General features: G+C 69.2%; 13 protein-coding genes and 1 riboswitch. Of the genes, 5 read left to right on the plus strand and 8 right to left on the minus strand.

The features are described from left to right. Positions 1–163: 163 nt before the first annotated feature. Complete coding sequence (gcvH, locus tag AC6EUL_RS20855) at positions 164–526, minus strand: glycine cleavage system protein GcvH (protein ID WP_056219952.1); 363 nt, start codon at positions 524–526, stop codon at positions 164–166. 47 nt (positions 527–573) lie between these two features. Continuing rightward, positions 574–1,704: a glycine cleavage system aminomethyltransferase GcvT gene (gcvT, locus tag AC6EUL_RS20860; protein WP_499872432.1), complete on the minus strand. Its 1,131-nt coding sequence runs from the start codon at positions 1,702–1,704 to the stop codon at positions 574–576. A gap of 51 nt (positions 1,705–1,755) precedes the next feature. Then, positions 1,756–1,864: riboswitch (glycine riboswitch) on the minus strand. Between the two features lie 257 nt (positions 1,865–2,121). Here gcvT and AC6EUL_RS20865 point away from each other — a divergent pair. From AC6EUL_RS20865 to tam, 3 genes are all read left to right on the plus strand, one after another. Further along, on the plus strand, positions 2,122–2,913 hold the full coding sequence (locus tag AC6EUL_RS20865; RefSeq protein WP_499872434.1) for an endonuclease III domain-containing protein: 792 nt from the start codon (positions 2,122–2,124) through the stop codon (positions 2,911–2,913). Positions 2,914–3,071: 158 nt separating this feature from the next. After that, entirely contained in the window at positions 3,072–4,142 is a 1,071-nt protein-coding gene (gene trpS / locus AC6EUL_RS20870; protein WP_056493572.1) for a tryptophan--tRNA ligase, read from the plus strand. Between the two features lie 49 nt (positions 4,143–4,191). Continuing rightward, positions 4,192–4,974 carry a trans-aconitate 2-methyltransferase gene (gene tam, locus AC6EUL_RS20875; protein WP_499872437.1) on the plus strand — a complete coding sequence of 261 codons (783 nt, stop codon included), beginning with the start codon at positions 4,192–4,194 and terminating at the stop codon, positions 4,972–4,974. 115 nt (positions 4,975–5,089) lie between these two features. Here the strand turns inward: tam and AC6EUL_RS20880 are convergent, their stop codons facing one another. The 6 genes from AC6EUL_RS20880 to AC6EUL_RS20905 form a co-directional block, all read right to left on the minus strand. Next, the gene (locus AC6EUL_RS20880; RefSeq protein WP_056219939.1) at positions 5,090–5,743 is read right to left on the minus strand and encodes a pyridoxamine 5'-phosphate oxidase family protein; all 654 of its coding nucleotides are present in this window, start codon (positions 5,741–5,743) and stop codon (positions 5,090–5,092) included. Between the two features lie 218 nt (positions 5,744–5,961). Further along, positions 5,962–6,981: a ketol-acid reductoisomerase gene (gene ilvC, locus AC6EUL_RS20885; RefSeq protein ID WP_056219936.1), complete on the minus strand. Its 1,020-nt coding sequence runs from the start codon at positions 6,979–6,981 to the stop codon at positions 5,962–5,964. A gap of 176 nt (positions 6,982–7,157) precedes the next feature. After that, positions 7,158–7,796 (minus strand): glutathione S-transferase family protein, encoded by a 639-nt coding sequence (locus AC6EUL_RS20890; RefSeq protein ID WP_056219933.1) that lies wholly within the window; start codon positions 7,794–7,796, stop codon positions 7,158–7,160. A gap of 170 nt (positions 7,797–7,966) precedes the next feature. Beyond that, entirely contained in the window at positions 7,967–8,509 is a 543-nt protein-coding gene (gene ilvN, locus AC6EUL_RS20895; RefSeq protein ID WP_056183565.1) for an acetolactate synthase small subunit, read from the minus strand. Positions 8,510–8,625: 116 nt separating this feature from the next. After that, on the minus strand, positions 8,626–10,401 hold the full coding sequence (locus AC6EUL_RS20900) for an acetolactate synthase 3 large subunit (protein WP_056219930.1): 1,776 nt from the start codon (positions 10,399–10,401) through the stop codon (positions 8,626–8,628). 338 nt (positions 10,402–10,739) lie between these two features. Further along, positions 10,740–11,012, minus strand: a complete 273-nt coding sequence (locus AC6EUL_RS20905; RefSeq protein ID WP_056382618.1) for a PepSY domain-containing protein — start codon at positions 11,010–11,012, stop codon at positions 10,740–10,742. 113 nt (positions 11,013–11,125) lie between these two features. On the opposite strand from AC6EUL_RS20905, the gene AC6EUL_RS20910 reads away from it, so the two are divergent. Together AC6EUL_RS20910 and AC6EUL_RS20915 are read left to right on the plus strand one after the other, a co-directional pair. After that, positions 11,126–11,716, plus strand: coding sequence for a chemotaxis protein CheW (locus AC6EUL_RS20910; protein WP_499872441.1), 591 nt, complete (start codon positions 11,126–11,128; stop codon positions 11,714–11,716). A 28-nt stretch (positions 11,717–11,744) separates the two neighbouring features. Next, a partial coding sequence (locus tag AC6EUL_RS20915) for a CheR family methyltransferase (RefSeq protein ID WP_499872443.1) occupies positions 11,745–12,713 on the plus strand: 969 nt, incomplete at its 3' end.

A 12,713-nucleotide genomic window follows, 5' to 3' on the forward strand; every position in this document is an offset into this window, starting at 1 on the left:
AATGATCTGGACTGTGCCGTCGCATCCCTTCTCCCCTCAGCGGGAGAAGGTGGCCCGCGCAGCGGGTCGGATGAGGGAAGCGCCGTATCCGGAGAGGTTGCTCCCTCTCCCGCCCACTCCGTGGGCACCCTCCCCCGCTGAGGGGGGAGGGTAAGCGGCGGCGCTACTTCGCGAACTCGGCGTAGGCGGCCGCGTCCATCAGCCCCTCGAGGCTGGCCGGATCGTCGAGGCGGATGCGGTAGAGCCACCCGGCGCCCTGCGGGTCGGTGCCCACGCTGGACGGGTCGGCCACGGCCGCTTCGTTGACCTCGGTGACCTCGCCGGAGACCGGCGCATAGACGTCCGAGGCCGCCTTGACGGACTCGACCACCGCCGCGGCTTCGCCCTTGGCCAGCTTCGCGCCGACCTTCGGCAACTCAATGAAGACGAGGTCGCCGAGCTGTTCGGCGGCGTGGGTGGTGATGCCCACCGTGGCGACGTCGCCGGTGCAATCCAGCCACTCGTGCTCGTCCGTGAACTTCCGCATCGCTTTCTCCTGGTTGTTGGCAAAGGGGGGGGACGGAACGGGCCCGATCAGGCGCGCTTGAAGCCTGCCGGAACGAAGGGAAGAGCCGAGACCGCGACGGCGAGGCGCTTGCCGCGCACCTCGGCGAAGACGCGGGTGCCGGGGGCGGCGAGGGCGGCCGGCAGGTAGCCCATGGCGATGGGGGCCTGCAGGCTCGGCCCGAAACCGCCGGACGTCACTTGGCCGACCGCCGCGCCGGTCTCGTCTGCGAAGAGCGGCGCGCCGGCCCGCACGGGGGTGGGCCCCTCGGGGCGCAGGCCGACGCGCTTGCGCGCCGGGCCGGCCTCCAGGGCGTCAAGGATGCGCCCCGCGCCGGGAAAGCCGCCGGCCCGGGGCCCGCCACGGCGGCGCACGTTCGGAATGGCCCAGGACAGGCCGGCCTCCACCGGGTCGATGCCGGGGTGGATGTCGTTGCCGTGCAGGCACAGCCCGGCCTCGAGGCGCAGGGAATCGCGGGCGCCGAGCCCGACCGGCAGCACGTCCGGATCGGCGAGCAGCGCCTCGGCCAGGGCCTCCGCCCTGTCCTCCGGTATCGAGATCTCGAAGCCGTCCTCGCCGGTATAGCCGGAGCGTGTGACGATGGCGGAGGCGCCCAGCAGCTCGAGCATCCGCACGTCCATGAAGCGCATCCCGGCCACCTCCGGTGCGAGGCGCGCCAGGGCCGCCTCCGCGCCCGGCCCCTGCAGGGCGACGAGGGCGCGGGCCAGCACGGTCACCGTGCAGGTGTCGGAGAGATTCGCGCGGAGATAGGCCGCGTCGTCGACCTTGTTGGCGGCGTTGACCACGAGGAAGAGGCTGTCGCCGCAATGGGCGACCATGAGGTCGTCGCGGATGCCGCCCGACGCATCGAGGAGGAGTCCGTAGCGCTGGCGGCCCGGCTTCAGGCCCAGGACATCGATGGGCAGGAGGGTTTCCAGGGTGCGCGCCGCGTCGCCCACATCGCCCGAGTGCGGGGTGAGCCGGATCTGGCCCATATGCGACACGTCGAACAGGCCGGCCTGGGCCCGCGTGTGCAGGTGCTCCTTGAGGAGGCCGGCCGGGTACTGCACCGGCATGGCGTAGCCTGCGAAGGGGACCATGCGGCCGCCATGACGCAGGTGCAGGGCATGCAGGGGTGTGCGGGCAACATCAGGGGACATCGGATCACTCCACGACGAACAGCCTCCGGAAGCTCGACTGAGCGTGTCCGGCTGCCCCCATCTGTCGCGGTTACCTGAGAGCTTCTCCCCGACCGCGGCTGCGGTCCGGGATTTCTCCTTCGGTGGGCGCCATCAGGCGCCTCTCTCCAGATTGTCCTACGGTACGGTGATTGTGCCTGAGAGTTTCCGGGGGTGGTTGCTCCGTCGGCGCCATGGTTCGAAGGCTTCGCTCTGTGAAACGCTCGACCTGGGCTCTCCCGTATCGTCCTTGATGACTCGGTCAGGGTTTCACATTGCACTGCGTCAGGCAAGGCGCCCTGCCCGGCCGGCGCGTTACGCTTTGTCCGATCCGTCAGTCCGGGCATGGCCTGGCGTCGACTTCGGGAACCGCGACGACTCGGGCTCGATTCCTCCAGCATGCCGATCGCATCAGGGCACGACCTCGCCGGCCCCCGCCCCCGCCGGACCCGCTCTTCGAAGTCCGTACCGGCCGCGATCGATCCTGCCCTGACGGACAAGGCGTTGGCGATCCATGCTCGCCTCTGCCCAGTCTACGGCTGCCCGATCCCCTACTTCCACAGCCTTGAGCCATTGAGCGAACTCGTCTCCTCGCTCCTCTCCCACCGAACCCGCAACGCGGAGTCCGGCCGCGCCTTCAAGGCCCTGCGGGCGCGCTACCCCGACTGGGACCGGATGCTGGCTGCCCCCGTCTCCGAGATCGAGGCGACCATCGCCGGGGTGACCTGGCCCGAGCTGAAGGCGCCGCGACTGCAGGCGATCCTCTCCGCCGTGCAGGCGCGCCACGGCGCCCTCACCCTCGACTTCCTGAAGGACATGGCGGTGGAGGAGGCCCGGGCCTGGCTCGAGGCGATTCCCGGGGTCGGGCCGAAGACGAGTGCGGCGGTGCTCTCCTTCAGCATCCTGCGGATGCCCGCCCTGCCGGTGGACAGCCACCACCACCGGGTCGCCCAGCGCATCGGGCTGATCGGTCCCCGCGTCGATGTCGGGCCGTCCCACCCGATCCTGCGGGCACAGCTGCCCGCCGACTGGAGCGCGCAGGCCCTCTACGACAACCACGAGGTGCTGATGCTGCACGGGCAGAAGGTCTGTCACCACCGCAATCCCGCCTGCACCCGCTGCGTGCTCCTCGACCTCTGTCCCGAAGGTCAGGGTCGGACGGGGACCGGGGGCGCGATCCGCGAGCCCTAACGACCCCGGTCGTCCCGTGCCGACGCTCCCGTGCGATCGTCGGGGGGGGTCGCGAAGCCTTGACCGGTTCCGGCTCGGCGTCCAGAAATCGGCGCTCGGCTGCACGGGATCGACGTCCGCGGCCGCTCTCCCGCAATCCGCACGAGGACCCCGCCGCGATGACCGCGTTCAAGGAACTGGTGTTCTCGGGCGTACAGCCGACCGGGAACCTGCATCTCGGCAACTATCTCGGCGCCATCAAGCGCTTCGTCGAGATGCAGGCGCGCGATGCGCAGTGCCTCTACTGCGTCGTCGACCTGCACGCGATCACCCTGTGGCAGGACCCGGCCGCGCTGAAGGGCCAGATCCGCGAGGTCACCGCCGCGTTCCTCGCCGCCGGTATCGACCCGACGCGCTCGATCGTCTTCAACCAGAGCCAGGTGCCCCAGCACGCCGAACTCGCCTGGATCTTCAACTGCGTCGCGCGGCTCGGTTGGCTCAACCGCATGACCCAGTTCAAGGACAAGGCCGGCAAGGACCGGGAGAACGCCTCGATCGGCCTCTACGACTATCCCGTACTGATGGCGGCCGACATCCTGGCCTATCGCGCCACCCACGTGCCCGTGGGCGAGGACCAGAAGCAGCACCTCGAACTGACCCGCGACATCGCCCAGAAGTTCAACAACGATTTTTCGCAGTCGATCGCCGCCCATGGGCACGACGAAGGGGCCGGCTTCTTCCCCGTCACCGAGCCCCTGATCGGCGGGCCGGCGGCGCGCGTCATGAGCTTGCGCGACGGCACCAAGAAGATGTCGAAGTCGGACGCCTCCGACAATTCGCGGATCAACCTGACGGACGATGCCGACGCGATCGCCGCCAAGGTGCGCAAGGCCAAGACCGACCCGGACGCCCTCCCCTCCGAGGTGGCAGGCCTGGCCGGTCGGCCCGAGGCCGACAACCTGGTGGGTATCTTCGCCGCCCTGAAGGACGTCACGCGCGAGGAGGTCCTGCGCGACTTCGGCGGCGCCCAGTTCTCGGCTTTCAAGGGCGCCCTGGTCGAGCTCGCGGTCGAAACCCTGGCGCCCCTCGGCACCGAGATGAAGCGCCTCGTGGCCGACCCGGCCGAGATCGATGCGGTGCTCGCCGACGGCGCCGAGCGCGCCGAGGCCATCGCGGCGCCGACCCTCGACGCCGTCAAGGACATCGTCGGATTCGTCCGCCGCGGGCCGCGTCTGCGGATGGTCCCCTGACGAGTGAGGCGATCCGGCCTCCCACAGGGCCGGCTTCGGGAGGTGCACGATGTCCGACTGGAACCCCGCCCTCTACACCCGCTTCGAGGACGAGCGCACGCGTCCGGCGGCCGAACTCCTCGCCCAGGTTCCGCTCGCGGCGCCGCGCCTCGCCTACGATCTCGGCTGTGGCCCCGGAAATTCCACAGCGCTGATCGCGGCCCGCTTCCCCGAGGCCGAGGTGATCGGCCTCGACACCTCCCCGGCCATGCTGGAGCGGGCCCGCGAGCGCCTGCCCGGCCTCTCCTTCGCGCTGGCGGACGCGGCGACCTGGCAGCCGGAGCGGGCGCCGGACCTGATCTACGCCAATGCCGTGCTGCAATGGCTGCCCGACCACCCGGTGCTGCTACCCCGTCTCTTCGGCCTCCTGGCACCCGGCGGCGTTCTCGCCGTACAGATGCCCGACAACCTCGCCGAGCCGTCGCACCGCCTGATGCGCGCGGTGGCGGAAACCGGCCCCTGGGCAGCGGCGATCGGCGACCCGGCCGTGGCCGGCCGGCTCGGGCGCATGCTGGAACCGGCCGGCTATTACGATCTGCTGGCGCCGCACGCCGCCGAGGTGAATGTCTGGCGCACTGCCTATCACCACCGGATGGCAGATGCGTCCGCCATTGTCGAATGGGTCCGCGCCACGGGTTTGCGACCCTTCCTCGACCCGCTCACGCCCGACGAAGAGGCCGGGTTCCTCACCGCCTACACGGCGGCGATCGCGGAGGGGTATCCACCCCGCCGTGACGGACGGCGACTGCTCGCATTCCCTCGGGTGTTCATCGTCGCGCGACGCGCGGGCTAGAGCATTTTCAAGCGAGGTGGATTCCGGCTCGCGTGAAGACAATGCGACCAAACAATAAATTAGAGCAATTTCGGTGATCCAAAGATCACCGAAATTGCTCTGACGCCGCGCCGGTTCAGCTCTCGCCGCGCGCGACCCGGGCCTCGTACTCGGGCAACTCGATCTGGCCTTCCCGTGCGACGCGGGCCTTGTCCTCCTCGGGGATGACGTCGGCGACCATGTCGAGGCGCTTCCAGAGGGCGAGCGGCGTCTCCTTGTCGGGGGTGGGCACGTACCGGTTCTGCGCCACCTTCTGGTACTTGTGGATGTAGCGCGGGCAGTTGACCCAGGCCTTCGTGACCTCGACGCGGACGAGGTACTTCGCTTCCGTGTATTCGGCCATCAGGGGATCGTCGCGCAGCATCCGGGCATGGCCCTGGACGCGGACCCGGTGCGGGGTCTCGAAGTCGATGAACAGTAGGCCGACCTTCGACTGCCCCTCGATGTTGCCCATCGAGTACCACATGCCGTTGCCGTCGAAGCCCGGGAACACCAGCGTGTTGCCGTCGAGCACCTTCACGAAGCCGGGGTTGCCGCCCTTGTAGGAGACGGTCGGCATGCCGTCGGGATCGACGGTGGAGAGAAAGAACATGTCCCGGCTGCCGATGAAGGCGGCTTCGGTCTCGCCGATCCTGTCCTGGACCCAGCCCGTGTCCAGGCGCTCGGCGAGCTTGACGGTTTTGAACTCTTCCTGCAGCGCGCGATGCGCGTCAGAGTAGAGCGATGCCATGGGGGTCCTCCGCGTTTCGGCTGCTCTCGTCCGGGCCGCCGTTGCCCGAGATGATCGCGGGAAACCCGTCGGAGCACAACAGGCGACGCGGCTCCGTCGCGTCCGAGCGCGCGCGGTGTGGTCCCGGAACCGCGCATCAAAAAGCCGGCGCCGCTCTCGCGACGCCGGCGCCCTCCGTCAGGGGAGGGCGGACGATGCCGGCCTCCCCGATCCCGACCTCAGTTCTTGGCCTTGTCGACCAGGGCCTTCTCGGAGATCCACGGCATCATGCCGCGCAGCTTGGCGCCGACCTCCTCGATCGGGTGAGCGGCGAGCTTGGCGCGGGTGGCCTTGAACGAGGTCTGGCCGACCTTGTTCTCCAGCATCCAGTCGCGGGTGAACTTGCCCGACTGGATGTCGTTGAGGACGCGCTTCATCTCGGCCTTGGTCTCGGGCGTGACGATGCGGGGGCCCGTGACGTACTCGCCGTACTCGGCGGTGTTCGAGATCGAGTAGTTCATGTTGGCGATGCCGCCCTCGTAGATGAGGTCTACGATGAGCTTCACCTCGTGCAGGCACTCGAAATAGGCCATCTCGGGGGCGTAGCCGCCCTCGACCAGGGTCTCGAAGCCGGCCTTGATCAGCTCGACGAGGCCGCCGCAGAGCACGGCCTGCTCGCCGAACAGGTCGGTCTCGCACTCTTCCTTGAAGGTGGTCTCGATGATGCCGGCCCGGCCGCCGCCGTTGGCCGAGGCGTAGGACAGGCCGAGGTCGTGGGCGTTGCCCGAAGCGTCCTGCGCGATGGCGATCAGGGTCGGCACGCCGCCGCCCTTCAGGTACTCGCCGCGCACGGTGTGGCCGGGGCCCTTCGGGGCGACCATGAGCACGTCGAGGTCCTTGCGGGGCTCGATCAGGTTGAAGTGCACGTTGAGGCCGTGGGCGAACAGGAGGGCGGCGCCCTGCTTCATGTTCGGCTCCAGGGACTCCTTGTAGATGTCGCCCTGGAGCTCGTCCGGGGTCAGCATCATGACGACGTCGGCCTGCTTGGCGGCCTCGGCCACCGACATCACCGTGAAGCCCTCGTGCTCCGCCTTCTTGGCGGTGGCCGAGCCCTCGCGCAGGGCGATGACGATGTCCTTGACGCCCGAATCGCGCAGGTTGAGCGCGTGGGCATGACCCTGGCTGCCGTAGCCGACGATGACGACCTTCTTGCCCTTGATCAGGTTGAGGTCGGCGTCACGATCGTAATAGACCCGCATGGCGGTACCTTCTCTTTTCTCTCGATTGGGCATGAAATCGGCATGAGTGCGCTCCGGCGCCCTCATCTGAAACGACATCCGCGCGGCCGTGCGATCGCGGAGCTTTTAGCGAGGCGATCCCCTTGACGGAAGGGGCATTGTCGCATGCCCCGTCCTTTGCCGCCCCTGTGCCGCGTTCAGGCCGGCAGTTTGAGGCCTTCGCGGGCGAAGACCGCCTGCACGGCGGGGCGCGCGGCCATGGCCCGGGCATGGGCCGTCCAGGCCGGGAAGCGCTCGGCCATGTCGAAGCCGAGCGCCGGACCCCGGCCCCAGGTCCAGAACAGCAGCAGGTAGGGATCGGCGATGCTGTAGGCCTCGCCGACGGCCCAGCCGCCGTTGGAGAGCTTGACTTCGGTCATCGTGAACAGGTCGCCGCAGGTCTCGGCGCCCCTGGCCTGGATGCCCGGGAAGGCCGTTTCGTCGTTCGAGTATCGCTCGGCCCGGCGGATATGCGCGTAGGCGATATGGTGGCCGGTGGAGAGCCAGCCGAGCCACTCGTCGACCCGGGCCTGGTCGCGCGGATCCTGCGGCCACAGGCCGGCTTCGGGATGCGCGCGCGCGATGTGGCGCAGGATCGCGGTGTTCTCCGTGAGCACCCAGTCGCCCTCCGCCAGCGCCGGGACCCTGCCGCGCTCGTTGACGGCAAGGTAGGTGGGCGCCCGCTGGTCGCCCTTGGCGAGGTCGAGCCGTACCGTCTCGTAGGGTGCACCGGTCTCCTCGAGGGCGATATGGGAGGCGAGCGAGCAGGCGCCGGGGGCGTAGTAGAGCGTGGTCATGTGATCTCTGGAGCGTTCCAGGTGATGCCGATCAACGTCGCGAGCGTCCCGCGAACCTCGGTGAGGACAGAGTTCGGCACGGAGCCGATGGACCGGCGGATGCGTACCTTCCCGTCGATCGAGCGGACCCCATCGACCAGAACGGCTCCCGCGATGCCAGACCTTGGGACCTACATCGGCTCGGCGCCGCGTCCCATCGCGGCGATGCCGGTGCGGGAGATCTCCACGAGGCCGATCACCGTCATCAGGCCGATGAAGCGATCAATCTCCTCCGTGGTGCCGGTGACCTCGAACACGAAGGAGTTCAGGGTCGCGTCCAGGGTCTTGGCGCCGAAGGCGGCCGCGAGGGTCAGCGATTCGGTGCGGTGCTCGCCGGTGCCCGCCACCTTGACGAGGCAGAGTTCGCGCTCGAGGGCCTTGCCCTGGAGCGTGAGGTCGACGACCCGGTGCACCGGCACGAGGCGGTCGAGCTGCGCCTTGATCTGCTGGATCACCGCATCGGTGCCGGCGGTGACGATGGTGATGCGGGAGAGGTGGCGCGCGACCTCGGTCTCCGACACCGTCAGGCTCTCGATGTTGTAGCCCCGTCCCGAGAACATCCCCGAGATCCGGGCGAGCACGCCGGGCTCGTTGTCGACGATGACGGCCAGGGTGTGCCGGTTGATCGGCTCGACCCGGCCGGCATCGGGATAGTGCGTGTTCATGGCGTTCATGGCGTGCCCCGGACCTTCGTCTGCGATGGCGTGTCGTGAGTGGCCCGGCGGGGCCGATCGGAAAAGGACCGGGCGCGCGGCGCCCGATCCGGATGCGTCAGGATGGGTCCGGAGGCTCAGACCAGCATCTTGCCCTCTTCGGAGATGACGTCCCCGATTTCGACCCCGGTCTCGCCGAGGTAGTCGGACAGCAGCATCTCGTTGTGCGCCTTGCCCGACGGGATCATCGGGAAGCAGTTCTCCTTCTTGTCGACGACGCAGTCGAAGACGACCGGGCCGTCATAGTCGAGCATCTCGGCGATCGCCGCGTCGAGGTCGCCCGGCTTCTCGCAGCGGATGCCCTTGGCGCCGTAGGCCTCGGCCAGCTTCACGAAGTCCGGCAGGCTCTCGGAGTAGCTCTGCGAGTAGCGCGAGCCGTGCAGCAGCTCCTGCCACTGGCGCACCATGCCCATGTACTCGTTGTTCAGGATGAAGATCTTGACCGGCAGGCGGTACTGAACCGCCGTGGACAGCTCCTGCATGTTCATCAGGATCGAAGCCTCGCCGGCGATGTCGATGACGAGCCCGTCCGGGTGGGCGAGCTGCGTGCCGATGGCCGCCGGCAGGCCGTAGCCCATGGTGCCGAGGCCGCCGGAGGTCATCCAGCGATTCGGCTCGTCGAACTTGAAGTACTGCGCCGCCCACATCTGGTGCTGGCCGACCTCGGTGGTGACGTAGGTCTCCCGGTCCTTGCAGGCCTCGTAGAGGCGCTGGACGGCGTATTGCGGCTTGATGATCGTGCCCGACGGCCAGTAGGCGAGGCAGTCGCGCGCCTTCCAGGTGCGGATCTTGGTCCACCAATCCTCCAGGCGGGCCGTGTCCGGCTGGCGCGGCAGCGCCTTCCAGGCGGCGAGCATGTCTTCCAGCACCGAGCCGCAATCGCCGACGATCCCGACATCGACCTTGACGACCTTGTTGATCGAGGAGGCATCGATATCGACGTGGATCTTCTTCGAGAACGGCGCGAAGGCATCGAGGCGGCCGGTGATGCGGTCGTCGAAGCGCGCGCCGATGCAGACCATGACGTCGCATTCGTGCATTGCCAGGTTCGCCTCGTAGGTCCCGTGCATGCCGAGCATGCCGAGGAACTTGTCGTCCGAGGCCGGGAAGGCGCCCAGGCCCATCAGGGTCGAGGTGACGGGAAAGCCGGTCTCGGCGGCGAGCCTGCGCAGCAGGGCCGAGGCGTGCGGTCCGGCATTGATGACGCCGCCGCCGGTGTACAGGATCGGCCGGCGGGCGGAGGCCATTAGCTCGACGGCCGCCCGGATCTGAGCCGCATCGCCCTTGAAGGCCGGCTTGTAGGTCTTGTGGCCATTCTGGGTCGGACGCTCGTAGACGCCCGACGCGAATTGCACGTCCTTCGGCAGGTCGATGACGACCGGGCCGGGCCGGCCGTTGGCGGCGACGTAGAACGCCTCGTGCAGGATGCGGGGCAGATCGTCGATCGATTTGACCAGGTAGTTGTGCTTCGTGCAGTGGCGCGTGATGCCGACCGTGTCGCACTCCTGGAAGGCGTCCGTTCCGATCAGGTGCGTGGGAACCTGGCCGGTGATGCAAACGAGCGGGATCGAATCGAGCAGCGCGTCGGTCAGGCCGGTGATGATGTTGGTGGCGCCGGGTCCCGATGTGACCAGGACGCAGCCGACCTTGCCGGACGAGCGCGCATAGCCCTCGGCCGCATGGACGGCGCCCTGCTCATGGCGCACCAGGATGTGCTTGAGGGTCTCCTGGTGGAAGAGCGCGTCGTAGATCGGCAGCACCGCGCCGCCGGGATACCCGAACAGCGTGTCGACACCCTGATCCTGAAACGCCCGGATGACCATTTCGGCCCCGGTCATGACCTCGCCGCCCATCGTCCTGCTCCTTGAAACTGTCTGTGCTGTTCGTGTCGTCCGGCGCGTCGCGGCAATAAAAAAGGGCCCCGAGGGACCCTGCATGCGCCACCATTCGGATCGCGGACCCTGTTGTCAGGTCCGCCCCGTCGGTGGCGCTTCCGTTACGATAAGGATGGCACGCATCGCGTCGTTGTCCGCCTCGTTCGTCCGCCCGACAAGGCGAATCGAAAATCGTGTGGGGTGTCTTACCGAAGGCGGCGACACCGGTCAACGCCGGGGCGCACGATCTTGCCGGTTCCGGCGTCGCACGTTCCCGGGCAACGGGCCCAGACAACGGACTCCGGATCCGGACCGGATTACTCGACCGGAACTTCCCCGAGGATGGCGCCGGTCTTCGGGTCCGCATCGAACCGCATCCGTCGTCCGTCCTTGATCCCCTCGCCGTCCCAGTGTCCGTCATCGGCTTCGAGCTTGGTGATCTCGCTGTAACCCGCATTCTTCAGGGCCTGCTTCGCCTGAGCCGGGGTGAGCCAATCGGCGCTCGGAACCTCGGCCCGGGCCATCCCGGCGACCGCGAGGAGAACGAGGGTCAGGGCGGCGGTACGGACGGTCTGGGCGGGTCGGGACATGTGAGGACTCCTGGGATGAGAGGTCCCGGCGGGCGCAGGCGCGCGGGGTCTCACTATATTAGGGCGGAGGGCCGGCGCCGCGAGGGCGCGACCTCGGCCGAGGCCACGGATTCGTGTTTGCTCCCCGCCGCATCGCCGTCCTATCAAGGCCGAGATCCGATGTCGGATCGCGTCCGGTCCCCGCCCGTCCACAAGGATCCCCGCCCCTGTCCGAGACCAGCGCCTTCCTCCTCCTGGACGTGGCGGGCGTCGCCTGCGCGCTCGCGCGCACGTCGGTGAGCGAGGTGCTGCCGCTGCCGGACCTGCACGCGCCGCCGGCCGGGGGTGGGCCGTTCGCGGGCTTCCTCAATCTCGGAGGCCGCCCGGTGCCCGTGGTCGACCTCGCCCGGCTCCTCGGCCTGCGCACGGACGCCGCGCGCCGCGGCGCCGAAGAGGCCTATCGGCACATCCTTCTCGATGCGCCGCGGGGCACCGGCTTCCTGGTCGACCGCGTTGAGGACCTGATCACGGTGGAGGCAGCGGCGCTCCGCCCGGTCGCGGCGGAGCGGACCCTCAACGGCTGCGTCGTCGCCGAGATCGCCCGGGATGATGGGCTGGTCCACGTGCTCGGCCTGGCCCGCCTCCTCACGGCGGAGGAGCGGGCCCGCCTGTCGGCCCTGACCGATGCGGCGGCCGAGCGCCTCGCCGCCCTGTCGGCCGTCTGACCCGGCCGCCACCCGGTATGCAGCAACCATGACGCGTCCGCCGCGCTCAGGGCCGGAGGTCGATCCGGGCTTTCCGGCCCTCAAGGCCCGGATCATCGCCCGCACCGGCCATCACTACTATGCCGACAAGGACGACCTCCTGTTCGACCGCCTGCGCAAGCGCTTCCGGGTGCTCGGGCTCGCGGATGCGACGGCCTATGCCGCCTGCCTCGACGACCGCCTGACCGGCGGCCCGGAATGGGCCGCGCTGGAGGCCGAGATCACCATCGGCGAGACGTTCTTCTTCCGCTACGCCGAACAGTTCGCGGCCCTGCGCACCACCATCCTGCCCGCGCTGATCGCCGCCCGCGCCCCCGAGCGTACCCTCCGGGTCTGGAGCGCCGGCTGCTCCACCGGAGCCGAACCCTACTCGATCGCCATCCTGCTGCACGAACTCCTGGGAACCGCCCTGCCGGAGTGGCGGGTCTCGATCCTGGGCACCGACATCAGCACGGCCGCCCTCGAGACCGCGCGGGCGGGGATCTACGGCCGCTGGGCGCTGCGGACCCTGCCCCTCGGCGAGCGCCTGCGCTACTTCGTGCCCGGCCCGGCCGTCGCGGGACCCGGCCGCGACGGCACCTACGCCCTGCGGCCGGAATTCCGCCGGATGGTGCGCTTCGAGCGGCGCAACCTGATGGACCTCCTCGACGTCCGCACCGCACAGCCCCTGGCGGAGTTCGACCTCGTCCTCTGCCGCAACGTGCTCATCTACTTTGAGGCCGAGGTCGTGCTCGGCATCGTGCGCGCCCTCGGCCGGCGCCTGACCCCCGAGGGCTGGCTCCTGATCGGGCATGCCGAGCCGAACCCGGCCATCGCGGCGATGCTGGAACCCGTGAACCTGCCCGGAACCGTTGCCTATCGGCCACGGGGCGCCGGCGCCCCGGTCCTCCCTCCGCCGCCCTGGGTCCCGAAGTTCGTCCCCGAGCCCGCCTCCGGCTGCCCGATGGCCGGCATGGGC

The sequence above is a fragment of the Methylobacterium sp. 001424705 genome, assembly GCF_059816145.1.

Coding starts and splice junctions, on each gene's coding strand:
- trpS (WP_056493572.1), top strand. CDS start 3,072: ATGACCGCGTTCAAGGAACTGGTGTTCTCGGGCGTACAGCCGACCGGG.
- ilvN (WP_056183565.1), bottom strand. CDS start 8,509: ATGAACGCCATGAACACGCACTATCCCGATGCCGGCCGGGTCGAGCCG.
- tam (WP_499872437.1), top strand. CDS start 4,192: ATGTCCGACTGGAACCCCGCCCTCTACACCCGCTTCGAGGACGAGCGC.
- AC6EUL_RS20900 (WP_056219930.1), bottom strand. CDS start 10,401: ATGGGCGGCGAGGTCATGACCGGGGCCGAAATGGTCATCCGGGCGTTT.
- ilvC (WP_056219936.1), bottom strand. CDS start 6,981: ATGCGGGTCTATTACGATCGTGACGCCGACCTCAACCTGATCAAGGGC.
- AC6EUL_RS20880 (WP_056219939.1), bottom strand. CDS start 5,743: ATGGCATCGCTCTACTCTGACGCGCATCGCGCGCTGCAGGAAGAGTTC.
- AC6EUL_RS20905 (WP_056382618.1), bottom strand. CDS start 11,012: ATGTCCCGACCCGCCCAGACCGTCCGTACCGCCGCCCTGACCCTCGTT.
- gcvT (WP_499872432.1), bottom strand. CDS start 1,704: ATGTCCCCTGATGTTGCCCGCACACCCCTGCATGCCCTGCACCTGCGT.
- AC6EUL_RS20865 (WP_499872434.1), top strand. CDS start 2,122: ATGCCGATCGCATCAGGGCACGACCTCGCCGGCCCCCGCCCCCGCCGG.
- AC6EUL_RS20890 (WP_056219933.1), bottom strand. CDS start 7,796: ATGACCACGCTCTACTACGCCCCCGGCGCCTGCTCGCTCGCCTCCCAT.
- gcvH (WP_056219952.1), bottom strand. CDS start 526: ATGCGGAAGTTCACGGACGAGCACGAGTGGCTGGATTGCACCGGCGAC.